General features: G+C 56.4%; 16 protein-coding genes. 4 read left to right on the plus strand and 12 right to left on the minus strand.

Annotated elements, in window-relative coordinates; translation table 11 throughout:
* Nucleotides 1–10 precede the first annotated feature (10 nt).
* The 11 genes from serS to sppA form a co-directional block, all read right to left on the minus strand.
* Complete coding sequence (gene serS / locus BL107_RS04700; RefSeq protein WP_009789131.1) at nucleotides 11–1,288, minus strand: serine--tRNA ligase; 1,278 nt, start codon at nucleotides 1,286–1,288, stop codon at nucleotides 11–13.
* 41 nt (nucleotides 1,289–1,329) lie between these two features.
* Nucleotides 1,330–1,491, minus strand: a complete 162-nt coding sequence (locus tag BL107_RS12880; RefSeq protein ID WP_009789132.1) for a hypothetical protein — start codon at nucleotides 1,489–1,491, stop codon at nucleotides 1,330–1,332.
* A gap of 79 nt (nucleotides 1,492–1,570) precedes the next feature.
* Entirely contained in the window at nucleotides 1,571–3,061 is a 1,491-nt protein-coding gene (locus BL107_RS04705; RefSeq protein ID WP_009789133.1) for an AAA family ATPase, read from the minus strand.
* Complete coding sequence (locus BL107_RS04710) at nucleotides 3,058–3,576, minus strand: DUF177 domain-containing protein (RefSeq protein ID WP_009789134.1); 519 nt, start codon at nucleotides 3,574–3,576, stop codon at nucleotides 3,058–3,060. Before BL107_RS04710 ends, BL107_RS04705 begins: the two co-directional genes overlap by 4 nt.
* Entirely contained in the window at nucleotides 3,573–4,715 is a 1,143-nt protein-coding gene (gene yidC, locus BL107_RS04715) for a membrane protein insertase YidC (protein WP_009789135.1), read from the minus strand. Before yidC ends, BL107_RS04710 begins: the two co-directional genes overlap by 4 nt.
* 54 nt (nucleotides 4,716–4,769) lie before the next feature.
* Nucleotides 4,770–5,177, minus strand: coding sequence for a PH domain-containing protein (locus BL107_RS04720; RefSeq protein WP_009789136.1), 408 nt, complete (start codon nucleotides 5,175–5,177; stop codon nucleotides 4,770–4,772).
* A complete protein-coding gene (gene rnpA, locus BL107_RS04725; RefSeq protein WP_037988097.1) occupies nucleotides 5,174–5,560 on the minus strand; it encodes a ribonuclease P protein component in 387 nt (128 codons plus the stop codon). Before rnpA ends, BL107_RS04720 begins: the two co-directional genes overlap by 4 nt.
* A gap of 75 nt (nucleotides 5,561–5,635) precedes the next feature.
* On the minus strand, nucleotides 5,636–5,773 hold the full coding sequence (rpmH, locus tag BL107_RS12180) for a 50S ribosomal protein L34 (RefSeq protein WP_011360548.1): 138 nt from the start codon (nucleotides 5,771–5,773) through the stop codon (nucleotides 5,636–5,638).
* 46 nt (nucleotides 5,774–5,819) lie between these two features.
* A complete protein-coding gene (locus tag BL107_RS04730) occupies nucleotides 5,820–6,395 on the minus strand; it encodes a DUF2808 domain-containing protein (RefSeq protein WP_037988099.1) in 576 nt (191 codons plus the stop codon).
* 79 nt (nucleotides 6,396–6,474) lie between these two features.
* Entirely contained in the window at nucleotides 6,475–6,858 is a 384-nt protein-coding gene (gene aroH, locus BL107_RS04735) for a chorismate mutase (RefSeq protein ID WP_009789139.1), read from the minus strand.
* Nucleotides 6,855–7,667, minus strand: a complete 813-nt coding sequence (sppA, locus tag BL107_RS04740; RefSeq protein ID WP_009789140.1) for a signal peptide peptidase SppA — start codon at nucleotides 7,665–7,667, stop codon at nucleotides 6,855–6,857. The genes aroH and sppA overlap by 4 nt, the downstream gene beginning before the upstream one ends.
* A 53-nt stretch (nucleotides 7,668–7,720) precedes the next feature.
* On the opposite strand from sppA, the gene BL107_RS04745 reads away from it, so the two are divergent.
* The 3 genes from BL107_RS04745 to BL107_RS04755 are packed head-to-tail and all read left to right on the plus strand — an operon-like array spanning nucleotide 7,721 to nucleotide 11,578.
* Nucleotides 7,721–8,656, plus strand: a complete 936-nt coding sequence (locus BL107_RS04745) for a DMT family transporter (protein WP_037988100.1) — start codon at nucleotides 7,721–7,723, stop codon at nucleotides 8,654–8,656.
* A gap of 9 nt (nucleotides 8,657–8,665) precedes the next feature.
* Nucleotides 8,666–9,766: a glycosyltransferase gene (locus BL107_RS04750; protein WP_037988102.1), complete on the plus strand. Its 1,101-nt coding sequence runs from the start codon at nucleotides 8,666–8,668 to the stop codon at nucleotides 9,764–9,766.
* Nucleotides 9,767–11,578, plus strand: coding sequence for a glycosyltransferase family 39 protein (locus BL107_RS04755; protein WP_009789143.1), 1,812 nt, complete (start codon nucleotides 9,767–9,769; stop codon nucleotides 11,576–11,578).
* Here the strand turns inward: BL107_RS04755 and BL107_RS04760 are convergent.
* On the minus strand, nucleotides 11,554–12,120 hold the full coding sequence (locus tag BL107_RS04760; RefSeq protein WP_009789144.1) for a DUF721 domain-containing protein: 567 nt from the start codon (nucleotides 12,118–12,120) through the stop codon (nucleotides 11,554–11,556). The two genes, BL107_RS04755 and BL107_RS04760, sit on opposite strands and share 25 nt — an antisense overlap.
* A 66-nt stretch (nucleotides 12,121–12,186) precedes the next feature.
* Between BL107_RS04760 and BL107_RS04765 the strand changes: the two genes are divergently transcribed.
* On the plus strand, nucleotides 12,187–12,960 hold the full coding sequence (locus tag BL107_RS04765) for a PspA/IM30 family protein (RefSeq protein ID WP_037988766.1): 774 nt from the start codon (nucleotides 12,187–12,189) through the stop codon (nucleotides 12,958–12,960).
* Nucleotides 12,961–12,997: the final 37 nt, after the last annotated feature.

Genomic DNA, 12,997 nt, shown 5'->3' on the forward strand with positions numbered 1-12,997 from the left:
CTCAGTCAGTTCATTCTGGCTGGAGCCGCTCAAACCCGACGTATGGCACCAATGGTTTGGGAAGGAGAATGCTTCCATCTGGTTGCTGCCCCGTCTCCAACAGTGCAGCCATGGTGCGCCCTACAGCTAGGCCCGACCCATTCAGGGTGTGAACGAGCTTCGTTTGTTTGCCGTCTTTGGTTCTGATGGCAGATCGGCGGGCTTGAAAATCGCCGCAAACGCTGCAGCTGGAGATTTCTCGGAAAGCCCCAGCCCCTGGTAACCACACTTCTAGGTCGTAGGTGCGTTGTGCCGAGAAGCCCAAATCACCCGTGCATAGATCCAAAACCCGGTATGGCAAGTCGAGAGCCTGCAACACCGCTTCGGCATCGGCGGTGATCTGTTGGTGTGCCTCTTCGGATTGGTCGGGATGGACGAACCAATACAACTCAACTTTGTTGAATTGGTGAAGACGGATGAGGCCGCGCGTATCCCGTCCGTAACTCCCCGCTTCTCGTCGGAAGCAAGGGCTGTAGGCCGAATAGCGAAGAGGAAGTTGATCGGCTGGAATGATTTCGTCGCGATGCAGCGATGTCACGGGAACCTCTGCCGTCGGCGTGAGCCAGAGGTCGTCTTCTGCGCAGCGGAAGCTTTCTTCGGCGAATTTCGGTAACTGGCCTGAGCCAGTGAGGCTGGCGGTGTTCACCAAAACCGGTGGCATCACCTCCCTGTAACCCTTGCTGGTGTGGAGATCCAGCATGAAATTAATCAGTGCTCGCTCTAGGCGGGCTCCCTGGCCGATCAGGGTGACAAAGCGGCTCTGGGCAATGCGAACCGACCGTTCGGTGTCGAATAGGTTCAGCCGCTGAGCGATTTGCCAGTGCTCCTCCAATCCCTCCTCGATGCGAGGCGTTCCCCAGCGACGCACTTCGACGTTGTCGTCCTCGTTCTTCCCATCTGGGCAAAGTGGCGAAGGCAGATTCGGGAGACTGAGGAGTTGGTCGCGCAATTGACCAGAGAGCGTCTTTTCCTCCTCTTCAAAAACAGCCACCTTTTGTTTGATGGCATTGCCCTGTTGTCGAAGAGCGGCAACCTCATCTCCCTTCGGATCTGCACCGCCCTTAATCTTTAAGCCCACTTCTTTGCCGATCCGGTTGCCATCGGCTTGCAGGGTGCTGCGCTCTTCTTCTAAGCCCCGTTGTTGCCTCGCAATCAGCTGAAGGCCAGTGAGATCAATGGATTTACCCCGCCGCTTCAATTGTTGAGCGATAACTTCGGGGTTATCACGCACAAGGCGCTGGTCGATCACGGTGCGTGAAACAGCAACGCCGGCAGCCTATGGCAGCCCGTTCAGAGCACCTGGCCAACCATCACGGCAGCAATGGCTGAGAACAGCGTGATGCCAAGAGCTGTCAAGGGATTTTGGCCTTGGGCAACGGCCACTGTGGTAATCACACCGGCGCCAAGGCAAGCCACACAAAGCTGCATGACGATGTCGTTTTGACGCTGCATGGAGTATTTGACAGATGGTCGGACCGTAGGGAGTGCAGTACAGGGATGCTCGTTCCGTGAACCGCATCTTTACGCCCCGTCAGGCTTCGTTACGTCCAGCAATAGAAGCCTGTCGTGCTCGACCTCCAGCCGCCCATTCTTTGAGCTGCGCAAGGGATTCGCTGGCGGTGCGGGAGAGGGGGATGAGTTGGGACGCGGCTCGAATTAAATCCGTCTCGCTGAGTTCACGGTGTTCGGCGAAGGCCAAATGCATGGCTTCAATCACCGTCTGCTCCAGTTCGGCCCCAGAAAATCCTTCACAGCGGCTCACAACGGTCTCCAGCGGAAGAGTCACGCCTGGACGACGTTGTTTTAAATGGAGCTCAAGGATGCTTTGTCGTTCGCTTTCGCTTGGTAAATCCAGCAGAAAGATTTCATCGAAACGCCCTTTGCGCAGAAGTTCCGGTGGCAGCTGATCCACCCCGTTAGCGGTGGCAACAACGAAGACAGGAGAGCTTTTTTCAGCCATCCAAGTGAGCACATTCGCCAGCACCCGTTGACTTGTGCCGCCGTCGCTTCGGCCATCGCCGCCAAACCCCTTTTCAATTTCATCGATCCACAACACACAAGGCGCCATGGCCTCCGCGAGCTGGATCATGTCTCGGGTGCGCGCTTCACTCGCTCCCACTAATCCAGCAAAGAGCCGACCCACGTCGAGACGTAGTAAGGGCATTGACCAGCTCCGTGCGATGGCCTTTGCGGTCAGGGATTTTCCTGTCCCCTGAGGCCCAACGAGGAGGACGCCCCTGGGGAGAGGAAGCCCAAAGCGACGTGCTTCTTCAGAGAAGGCGCGATGTCGCTGTTGAAGCCAGCTCTTCAGAGAATCGTGGCCGCCGATGGCTTCGGTGCCTGAATCGCTGCGGCAAAACTCCAACACCTCGCTTCGGGCGATGGCCTGACGTTTTTCCTCAAGAACCTCAGCCAGATCCTCTGCGCCGATGCTGCCGCGTCGAGCCAGGGCCCGCGCTGCAACCTGACGAACACGCATCTCACTCAGACCACTACAGGCCTGTGTGAGCTCATCAAGCACAGCAGGGTCGAGGGCGCTTCCGCTGTTTAATCCGATGCTGCTGATGAGCTGACGGAGATCATCGGCATCCGGTAACGGAAGGTCCAGCAGCGTTAATGATTCATCGAGATCTGCTGGGGGTGTCCACTGCCCAGAGCAGAGAATCAAGCTGTGGGGTGTGCTGCGAAGAGACGTCTCGAGGTTGCGCAACATCCTCGCCACGCCAGGGTCATCACAGAATCGGTGAAAGTCTTTCGCGAGAACCAGGGTTGGACGACTGGGGTCGAGATTCTGCAACCACTGCAACATGGCCATCGGCTGTCGGCTCCCGACTCCTTCGTCGTTCAATGTGCCGCTCAGGCCATCAATGAAGTTCCAACTGGTCAGCTGACTTTGGAGGCGTATCGCGGCCTGGCTCAACAGGGTTTCAACTCGAACCTCTTCGCTACTTCGAATCCAGATCAGCGGTGTTCGCGCTCGAATCAGAAGATCAAGTTGATGACTCCAGGCCGTACTGCTCATGGGTCACTTAAGCGCCGCAGCGCCTCCCAACGTGGATCTGTCGCTGGTTCATCGTTGGCGACAACGTCCTGATTGAACGTTGGCGCTCCAGGGCAGGTTTCACCGCAATCGTTCACAACGGGCAGTTGCAAATTCAGTTGCTCGAAGGCCCATTGCTGTGGATCGAAATTACCGCGTGGGTCGAGGGTCTCGACCAGTCCTTCCAGGTCCGAGATCTCCGCGGACAACTGCAGTTGGTCTTCCGTAGGTGGTTGGTCACCTAACCAGATCAGCTCAGAAGGACTGGCCGAAAGCTGCTGGTTGAACTGTCCAAGGCAACGGTCACAGCTGAGCGTCACGATTGTGTTGAGCTCTGCTTCCACAGCAAGAACATTGCCGCGATGTTCAGCCTGGATCTCACCCCGCACGGGTGTTAACGATGTAAGGGCATCGAGATACCCCTCAAACACCCAGGTTTTTGGACTGCCAAGGGCCCGGAGCTCTTGAAGAGCAACTGGCTCCAGCTCTGGAATCATTTTCCGCCTTTAGGTTCGAAGGGCAGTCGTGAATCGCTGGAGCCACCCGCTGTTGCCGTTGCCGTCACTGTTTGTTGTGACGCCTGTTGGTCAAGAATCTTTTGCAAGTTCTCAGGCAGGGCTTCTTTCGTGAGGATGAACGTTTGGAGGGCTTGGAAAATATTGGCGATCACCATGTAAAGCAACACGCCAGCTGGCAGGGGAAAAAACAGGAACATCCCTGTGATCATCACTGGGGTGATTTTGTTGGCGGTGGCCTGTTGGGGGTTGGCAGGCATTCCCATGCCCGACAACAGCTGAGAGAGGAAAAGGGTTAAACCGAATCCACCCACCAGAATCGCAATATCCCAGTTGATTGCTCCGTCGGCGTAAAAGCCCACCTGTCCGAGGGCTTTGATGAATAAAAAGCCACTGCGGGCGGCTAACCCAGGAATTTTGGCTTCGACAGTGGCGTCACCGGCAGCGATAGCGGTGATGGTTCCGTCTTCCGTGACACGGACGATGTCATCACCCTTGGTGACGGACCAGGCTGGTGAGAATTTCCCAGGGTTCTCAAGTTCGGTGAGAACGTCGGAAAAGGATCGCCCGTCTTTGGTATGCAAATTGACGCTGGCTGAATCGCCGACGCCCATCTTGGTGCCCCGGGGAAGGCTTGCAATCACTGGGACGTGATCGGTTTCACCGATAAAAATTGAGTGGCTGGCGCTGTTGAAGGGTTTGAGTTCAACGGCTGCGATTTGATCAGCCGGCAACACCTTCATGTTCAACGTGTAGGGCACATCCGCAAAGGGTGATCCCCGAAGGGTTGCAAACAGTGCGAAGAGGATCGGCATTTGAACCAGCAGAGGCAAGCAACCTGCAAGAGGGCTGCCGAACTCCTTCATGACTTTGCCGAGTTCCTCCTGTTGCTTTTGGGGATTGCTCGCATAACGGGCTTTGATATCGGCTTGCCGCTTTTGCATCACGGGTTGCGCGATCCGCATCCGTCGAGCGCTACGAATGGACCCAGCACTGAGGGGATAAAGAGCAACTCTTATCACCAGCGTCAAAGCCACGATGGCCAAGCCGTAGCTGGGAACCAATCCGTAGAAAAAATCCAGGATTGGAATGAGAAGGTTGTCGGAGATGTATCCGATCACGTTGAGAAACCCGGGGTTAGTGACGTTCTGACGCCAGTGTGCATGAGCAGGGGCTTAGACGGCGAAGCCTTCGACCGACTTGTCAGTTGATGTGGATGAACGCTTGTTGATCCGTTCAAGGATGTAGGCCTCAACTTCCCTAAAGCGGGGCAAGGAGCGCATTTCAAGTCGCGCACCGTCGTTCAAAACAAGCACCATGTCGCCCCAGGCACCAAAGCCCCTTGGAACCGTCCTGACTTCGCTGATTTGGGAATACACCACTTGGGTTTTGTCGTTCCCCATCCATCCACCACAGACGGAGATGCGTCGGCTCGTAATTCGAAAGCGAAGCCAAACAGCTCGAACAATGGCTCCAATCGTGAACGGCAAACCAATCAACGTGAAGCCCAGCAGCACATTGAGGATGAGATCTCCCTTGGCTGGACCGCCCTCGTAATGGACGTCTTCCTGAATCGTGGTCATCGTTCCAGACCTGCAATTTTCAAGAGACTGTCGCATTCTTCGAGCAATTGCGCGGGTTCGGCTTCCGCGGCATTGGGTCGGAGGCTGAATAGCAACCACCATCCAGCTAAATCGGTTCGCTGTTCGAGGCGTTGTCGGAGATGGTTATGGAGCAATCGTCGTAGGCGGTTGCGACGCACAGCGCGTTTGCTCACCTTGTTGCTGATCACCAGGGCACAGCGGCAGGTTGTATCGCTTTGGCTGCGAAGCTCCGATCGAAGCAATGTTCGATCACTTTGGATTTGGCGAAGCACCATCCATGTCCCGTGGTGACGGCGTTGAGAACGGTGTAAGCGGCTGAAACAACGATGTCCACGCAAGCGCATGGAAGCTGGGAGCACCATCAACCAACATTGGATACGGTTTGTTCAAATGAGGCGAAGCCATTCACCTCATCAACGTTGCAACAGTCGCCGGATTTAAACGGCTAGACGAGTCCGTCCCCGTTTCCGTCGGGTGCGAATCACCCGACGTCCCGTATGGGATCGCATGCGAACGCGAAATCCTGAAACACGTTTTCTTTTGCGGCTTGTTCCACCGAGAGTGCGCTTCGTCATATGAGTTGTTTGGCGTCCGGCCGATCTGAGCTAATGATTTTATCAGTCAGTCCATGTCGATCAGCCAACTGCCGACGTAACCAGACATCGGCACGTCGCCCGGGGCTTGGATCAACGCGTTGAGTTGGTACATCCGCTTCCCCTTGGGGTTAAAAAGTTTGATGCGGAGTGAATAGTCACCCTCCATGGGTACGGGTTCATCCGGATAAACTTCAATCGCCGTTTGGTCTTCGTTCACCTCGATGGTGGCGGGAACCTCTTCAAGACACTTTGAGCGGCTCATCATGCTGCCCCGAGATGTGCGGCAGAGGGATATGCGTTCTGGTTTGAGTTTGGCGTCAAAAAAGTCAGGCACTTCAACGGTCAACTTGAGAATGGCCGTCTTGCGATCTTTTTCGCGGAGAGTCAGATACCAGTCGGCGCGATCGTCCTGGATCGCAGAGGTTTGGTAGTAATACAGCTTCTTGTAACCATCGTTGTTGTCCCAGCGAAACTCCATAAGTCCCGATGTGCCTTGAGCTATTGACGGAGTTGGTGCAGTACTGCTTAGGCATGCTCCAACCAGCAATGCACTCGCGGTCGCTGCGCATGGCATGAGGCGTTGCAGAAGCGAACGGGGCATGGGATTAACGCTTGATAATTTTCTAATTCTCCTGAGTCCTGCGACAGAGCGATGCCTCGAGGGGTCGGCGGCTCATCTGTCAGTTGTGACGAGATCTATCCGGCCGTAATCGTTGAGCCTCGCTGCGATAGGGGTGTCTTGGCTCTCGTGTAGGTGGCATCCAGGCGTGTGCCAGCACTCGAATGCAGCGCTCAAGGTCTCCTTGAACGGCCATTTGCTGGCAATCCAACAGCGCAACACCGTCCCATCCAGGCCGTTGTCGGGCCATGGCCGCAGGAAAACAGACGTCAAGATCGGCTGTCACTGAAAAAGTCACTGAAACGATCCGTTCAGGGGATAAGTCGTTCTCTTTGACAAGGGCATCAATGAGGTCGCAAACGGCGTCTCGAATGGCCGCTGTGGTGTTGGCAGCGCTTGTTGTCGCTCCCCGAAGGCCGACCAATTTCAGTTCGGTGTCGCTCATGGGCGATACAGCCAAAGCACCTGACCACTGCCCATGAGCTCCATCGTCAGCCATTTCTGAAGTTGGCTGACGATCTGAGAGCCCGGCAGCAAGTTGCTCACTTTCCGGCGGGGTCTACCAAGGGTGACCGGTCGAATGTCGTCTTGATCTAGATCTGCCAGCTGGGCGGCTAAGCGGAGGGCGTGGTCTTCGTCACCTAGTTCATCCACGAGCCCTAGCGATAACGCCTGTTCTCCACTGAAGACTCGCCCATCTGCAAAGGTTTTTACAGTTTCCTCGGTGAGGTTTCGCCCTTTCGCTACAACGCCCACAAATTGGCTGTAACTACTGTCGATTAAGTCCTGAAGGAGAGCGCGTTCCTCAGGATTCAGTGCTCGATCGGGGGACAAGATGTCTTTGAATTTCCCGCTCTTCACGGTGTCGAAGCGAATGCCGATGCGTTCAAACACGCGGGACAGATCATTGCCCCGCAGGATCACGCCAATCGAGCCGGTGATCGTGCCTGGGTTCGACACGATTTTTTCTGCGCCTACACCGATGTAGACCCCGCCAGAAGCGGAAATATTGCCGAAGCTGGCCACCACGCGGCAGCCGTTTTCTCTCAGTCTCAGCAGCGCTGCATGGATTTCTTGACTGTCGCCAACAGTCCCACCAGGACTGTCAATTCGTAGAAGAAGTGCGGGGAATTCACGCCGCTTCACTTCCAGCAAAGCCTTCAGCACGCGTTGTCGTGTGGCCCCGTTGATCGGTCCCTCCACAACAATGCGCGCCATTCGGCGGTGTGATTTTCGGCGCAGGGGCCAGATCATGTCGCGCAGGTCTAGACACCATGATCTTAAAAAGAGGCCTTCGAACGTTCTTCATGCCGTCCATTTGGATCTGGCTGCTGATGGTGTTGCCCTTTGCTCTGTGGGGCACCGCTATGACAGCGATGGCCCCGCTTTTGGCCACAGGTGGGCCATGGCTTGTCGCGGGATTACGGCTATTCCCTGCGGGTTTGGTTCTTCTGTTGTGGGTTGTTTGGACGGGGCGATCTGTCTGGATTGATGGTCGCGATTGGGGCTGGTTTGCCCTATTCACTGTGGTGGATGCTTGTTTGTTTCAAGCCCTCTTGGCCGTTGGTCTAGATGGCACCGGTGCTGGCCTTGGGTCGGTGTTAATTGATTCGCAGCCGTTGCTGGTCGCTCTTTTGGCGCGGGGGTTATTCGCAGAGTTGATCAACCCTGTTGGCTGGGTTGGCTTGGGTCTTGGCTTGGCTGGGATTTTTTGTCTCGGGGTTCCTGGCGAACTCCTTAACCATTGGTGGTTGCTGGCTGATCCTCCAGCTGTTCAGCAGTTGTTGCAGCCTGGCGAAGTCTGGATGTTGCTTGCATCTCTCGCCATGGCCCTCGGGACTGTTCTCATACGCTTCGCATCGCGTCACAGTGATCCCGTCGCTGTGACGGCTTGGCACATGGTTTTGGGAGGAATTCCTTTGCTCCTTCTATTCGGCTTTGAAAATGGCGTGGAGCCCATCGGATGGTCCCTTGCTGACTGGGGCCGGATGGGGTTTGCAAGTTTTCTGGGCAGTGCTTTGGCCTACGGACTCTTTTTTTGGTTTGCCAATCGCCGAGACCTCACAAGCTTCAGCAGCTTGGGATTTTTGACACCGGTTTTTGCCTTGGCAACGGGCGGCTGGCTGTTGGGCGAGCGCTTGGATCCATTGCAGTGGGTCGGCGTGATGTTGGTTTTGTTGTCGGTGATCTGCGTCAGCCAGCGTCGCCGTCTGTGGGAGCCCGCTCCTGAACTGTCCTCGTAATCCGTTTCGATGCCTGTGCGTTCTCTTCAGCTTGTGCTGGTGAATACCCCCATCGGTGCGCTTGGGAGTGGCCGCGGAGGGGGTGTGGAACTCACCCTCGCGTCGTTGATCCAGGGATTGGTGCGGCAAAACCACCGTGTCACCCTCGTTTCAGCCAAGGGATCGACGCTGCCTTCTGGATGTTCCGGCGTCACCCTGGTGGAGGTGGAGGGTGTTGATCAACCCAGCTGGCAGCACGCTGATGCCGATGCTTCGGTTTTGATTCCAAGGAACGGATTATTGCCAGCGTTGTGGGAGGCAGCTCTACACCACGGGACGAGTGCCGATGCAGTCATCAACTGCGGCTACGACTGGCTTCCGCTTTGGCTCACGCCCTGGGTTCAGCCCAGACTGTTTCATTTGATCAGCATGGGGGATGTGGCCCATGTGATGCGTGAGGCCATCGAAGCCGTGGCCTCTAGTCATCCCCAGAGCCTGGCTTTTCATACCCGCCGTCAAGCAGCAGATTTTCAGCTTCCAGGAACCGCCAGAGTGGTGGGGAACGGGTTTGATCTCAGCCGTTACTCCCTGCAATTGTCCTCTGATGGCCCCTTGGGTTGGGCCGGGAGAATTGCTCCAGAAAAAGGATTGGAGGATGCGGCTCGCGCCGCCGCTGCTCTCGGCGAGTCGCTGCTGGTTTGGGGCTTGCGCGAAGACCCTGCCTACGCCGCTGCCGTTGAAGCGATGGTGCCGCCTGGAACGATCCAGTGGAGAGGATTTCTGCCCACCCACACGTTGCAGCAGCAGTTGGGTTCCTGCCGTGCCCTGATCAATACACCCAAGTGGAACGAGGCATACGGGAATGTGGTGGTGGAAGCTTTGGCCTGTGGAGTCCCCGTGGTGGCCTACGACAGGGGCGGACCTGGGGAGCTCATTATTTCTGGTGAAACCGGTTGGCTAGTGCCCCCAGACGATGTGGAATCCCTCGTGACAGCGTTGCGTCATGTCAATCAAATTGACCGTTTCAAATGCCGAGATTGGGCTGAAAAGAACGCCACATGCGAAGTGTTCAGCGCTCGGGTGGAGAGATGGATTCGTGATGGATTGAAGGCAGATGTCAGCATCAGTTAGATGCATGGAAGGCCCTTGCCGGTGACTGTGTCCTGCCGACAGCGACGACAGGTCCTTGCGTTGGTGCTTGCTCTTGGGGTGTTGATCACCCTGTGGCGCCTTGGTGCGACTGGGCTAATGGACGAGACGCCGCCTTTGTTTGCCGCGGCTGGACGTGCCATGGCTGAAACGGGTGATTGGCTGACCCCACGGGTGAATGGTTTGCCGCGATACGACAAGCCGCCTCTTGTGTATTGGCTGATGGGGCTTGGCTATTCCTTGCCAGTGCGTGATCTCTGGGATCCGCTTGGGAGTTGGGCAGCGCGGTTGCCATCGGCCCTGGCTGCGATTGCGCTGATGGTCACCCTTGCGGACACCCTGCTGCGTTGGCCTCAGCCAGACGATGAGCAGCCAAGGGCAACAGCTGTGATCTCAGCTCTTGCGTTCGGCTTGTCTCCCCTTGTCTTGGTGTGGAGTCGGACGGCCGTCAGTGATTCGTTGTTATGTGGATTGCTGGGGATCAGCTTGCTCTTGCAGTGGCGACGATTTGCCGATCCAAGCTATGTGTCCTGGTGGCCTGCATGGATTGTTCTTGGGTTCGCCGTTTTGGTGAAAGGTCCAGTGGCCGTGGTGCTGTCTGGTTTGGCGTTGCTTTTGTTCAGTGCCTTACGACGCGATCTGCAAACCCCTTGGAGGCGCTTGCGCCCGCTGCCCGGCTTACTGATCACCGCCCTGATCAGTTTGCCTTGGTATGCCCTTGAACTTTGTGTGGAGGGCCAAGCCTTCTGGGACAGCTTTTTTGGCTATCACAACCTCCAGCGTTTTACGTCGGTCGTGAATGACCATCTCCAGCCGTGGTGGTTTTTCGGGCCGGTGATGGTGGTGGCGGCGTTGCCCTTCACTCCCTTGCTGTTGCTTGGGTTGGCTCGGGTGCCGCGATGGCGAGTGCCCCCTGAGCACTCGCTTCAGCAATTTGCATCCTGTTGGTTGGTGGCCGTGTTGCTGTTTTTCACTGCAGCAGCCACCAAACTTCCGAGTTACTGGCTCCCTGCAACTCCAGCAGCGGCACTTCTGATTGCACTGGCGACGACCAGTCGGGACCGTCTGCAACGTTGGGCTTGGACCGCTTCGATTGGATTGGTGGCTTGCTTAGCCATCATCTTTTGGTTGTCGCCGGTGTGGGTTGTCTGGATTCGTGATCCCGAGATGCCCAGCCTCGCTTCCGACCTCTTGGGCAGCGGTTTGGTGTGGCGAGCAGCGCTTTGGTTCAGTCTCGCGGCGGTATTGAGTTCTGTGGTTTTGGTCCAGCGCAAATCGGCGGCGATTGGCTTGCTGAGTATGCAAATTCCATTGCTGTTGTTTCACGTCAGCGCCTTAATTCCGATCGCGGAACTGGCGGATCAACTCCGTCAGGTTCCTGTGAGGCAAGTAGCCGACCAGATGAAGAAGCAACACCGTCCAGGCGAACCCCTGGCCATGGTTGGTGCCATGAAGCCATCACTGCATTTTCATACTGGCCAGGTGATTGTTTTTGAGGGGCGTTCCAACGGAGCCTTGGTGAACTTGGCGGATCGATTGGCTAACGAACAACGCCGAGGCTGGGTTGGGCATCCCTTGGGAACCAAGGATGCTTCCGACACCGTGTTGATTGCTATTGATCAAGGGACGTCTTCTCAAGACCATTGGCGCGGTCTCCATCCCATTGATCTTGGACGTTTTGGGATCTACAACCTCTGGCGGCTTGATCGGGAGCGATTGGAACAGCGTGCTGACGTATTGAAAGCCAATGGAGTTGATGCGGATTGGCGTCAACCGAGGCCCGAGCGATTTTGATCGGGATCGAGGGGCTCGGGGGATTGCTGAGCAAGCTTCTGACGGTGGCAAAACCCGCAGTGGTCCCACAACTTGATTTCTCCATTCGGAGCCGGTCTCTGGCAACTGGGGCACGTCCCCATGCCGTGGACATCAATTCGGCTTGGGTGTCGAGCCCAAATGGTGGCTTCGTCCTCAAGTTTTTGCGAAGCAATGGCGTGGTGTTGTTGGATGCGCAAATCCCGAACGGCATGGCCCGCTCTGGTGAGTGCGCTCAGTAGCTGGGGACGGTTGTACTGGAGAGCCTGTCGCCATTGGGGATGACTGGCACCGACGGTGAGAATGCCGCGCTGGAGTGCCAGGGGTCGGCAGTGAGGTGAGAGGTGCGCTCCAGCAATTGATGGCCAGTCTTGCCAGAGGGCCGCTAAGTGATCATCACGACGCCAGTCCCGCTGCAGGGAACCAAGGCAGTTTTTAAGTTGCTCCGGGCTCTTTCTCTGGGGCGCCTGGAGCAATTCCAGGCCAGGGAGACGTCGACGCTGGGAATCGGGAGCCACTGCCATACCAAGACCATAGGCAGAGAAATGCGTCAGATCTCGCTAACCTTCAGCTGGATCCTTCTCAGTGCAATGGGTTTCTTCAATCGGCTGGGCCGACTGGTTCGTGCCAATGCCAACGCCGCTGTCAGTGGCATGGAGGATCCAGTCAAGATCCTGGATCAGTCGGTTGCGGATATGCAGTCCGATTTGGTCAAATTGCGCCAAGCGGTTGCTTTAGCGATCGCGAGTCAGAAGCGTCTTAGTAACCAATCGGAACAGGCTGAAGCCCAAGCAAAAACTTGGTACGAGCGGGCCGAGCTTGCACTGAAAAAAGGTGAGGAAGATCTGGCGCGTGAGGCGTTAACCCGACGCAAGACGTTCCAAGAAACGGCCACGTCCCTGGGAGCCCAAGTCCAGTCCCAAGTGGGTCAAGTGGACACGCTCAAAAAAAGCCTTGTGGCTTTGGAGGGAAAAATTGCCGAAGCCAAGACCAAAAAAGACATGCTCAAGGCCCGCGCTCAAGCGGCTCAGGCCCAACAGCAACTTCAAAGTGCAGTGGGAAGCATCGGCACCAATTCAGCCATGGCTGCCTTTGAGCGGATGGAGGAGAAAGTCGAGGCAATGGAGGCCACAGGGCAAGCTGCCGCGGAGTTGGCCGGAACGGATCTAGAGAGTCAATTCGCAGCTTTAGAGGGTGGCAATGATGTGGATGACGATTTGGAAGCCCTCCGAACCCAGTTGAAAGGTGGTCCGGAGGCAGTAGCGCTCCCAGCGGCGGAAGTTTCAGAGCAGGTCAAGCCGGTGCAAGTCGAAGAAGTCGACGCTGATCTCGAGGATCTGAAGCGTTCCATTGACAAGCTTTGATTCGCACGGTTTTTTCCGTGGAGCTCCATAGCATTGG

This window comes from Synechococcus sp. BL107 (genome assembly GCF_000153805.1).
In the GTDB taxonomy this organism is placed as follows: Bacteria; Cyanobacteriota; Cyanobacteriia; order PCC-6307; family Cyanobiaceae; genus Parasynechococcus.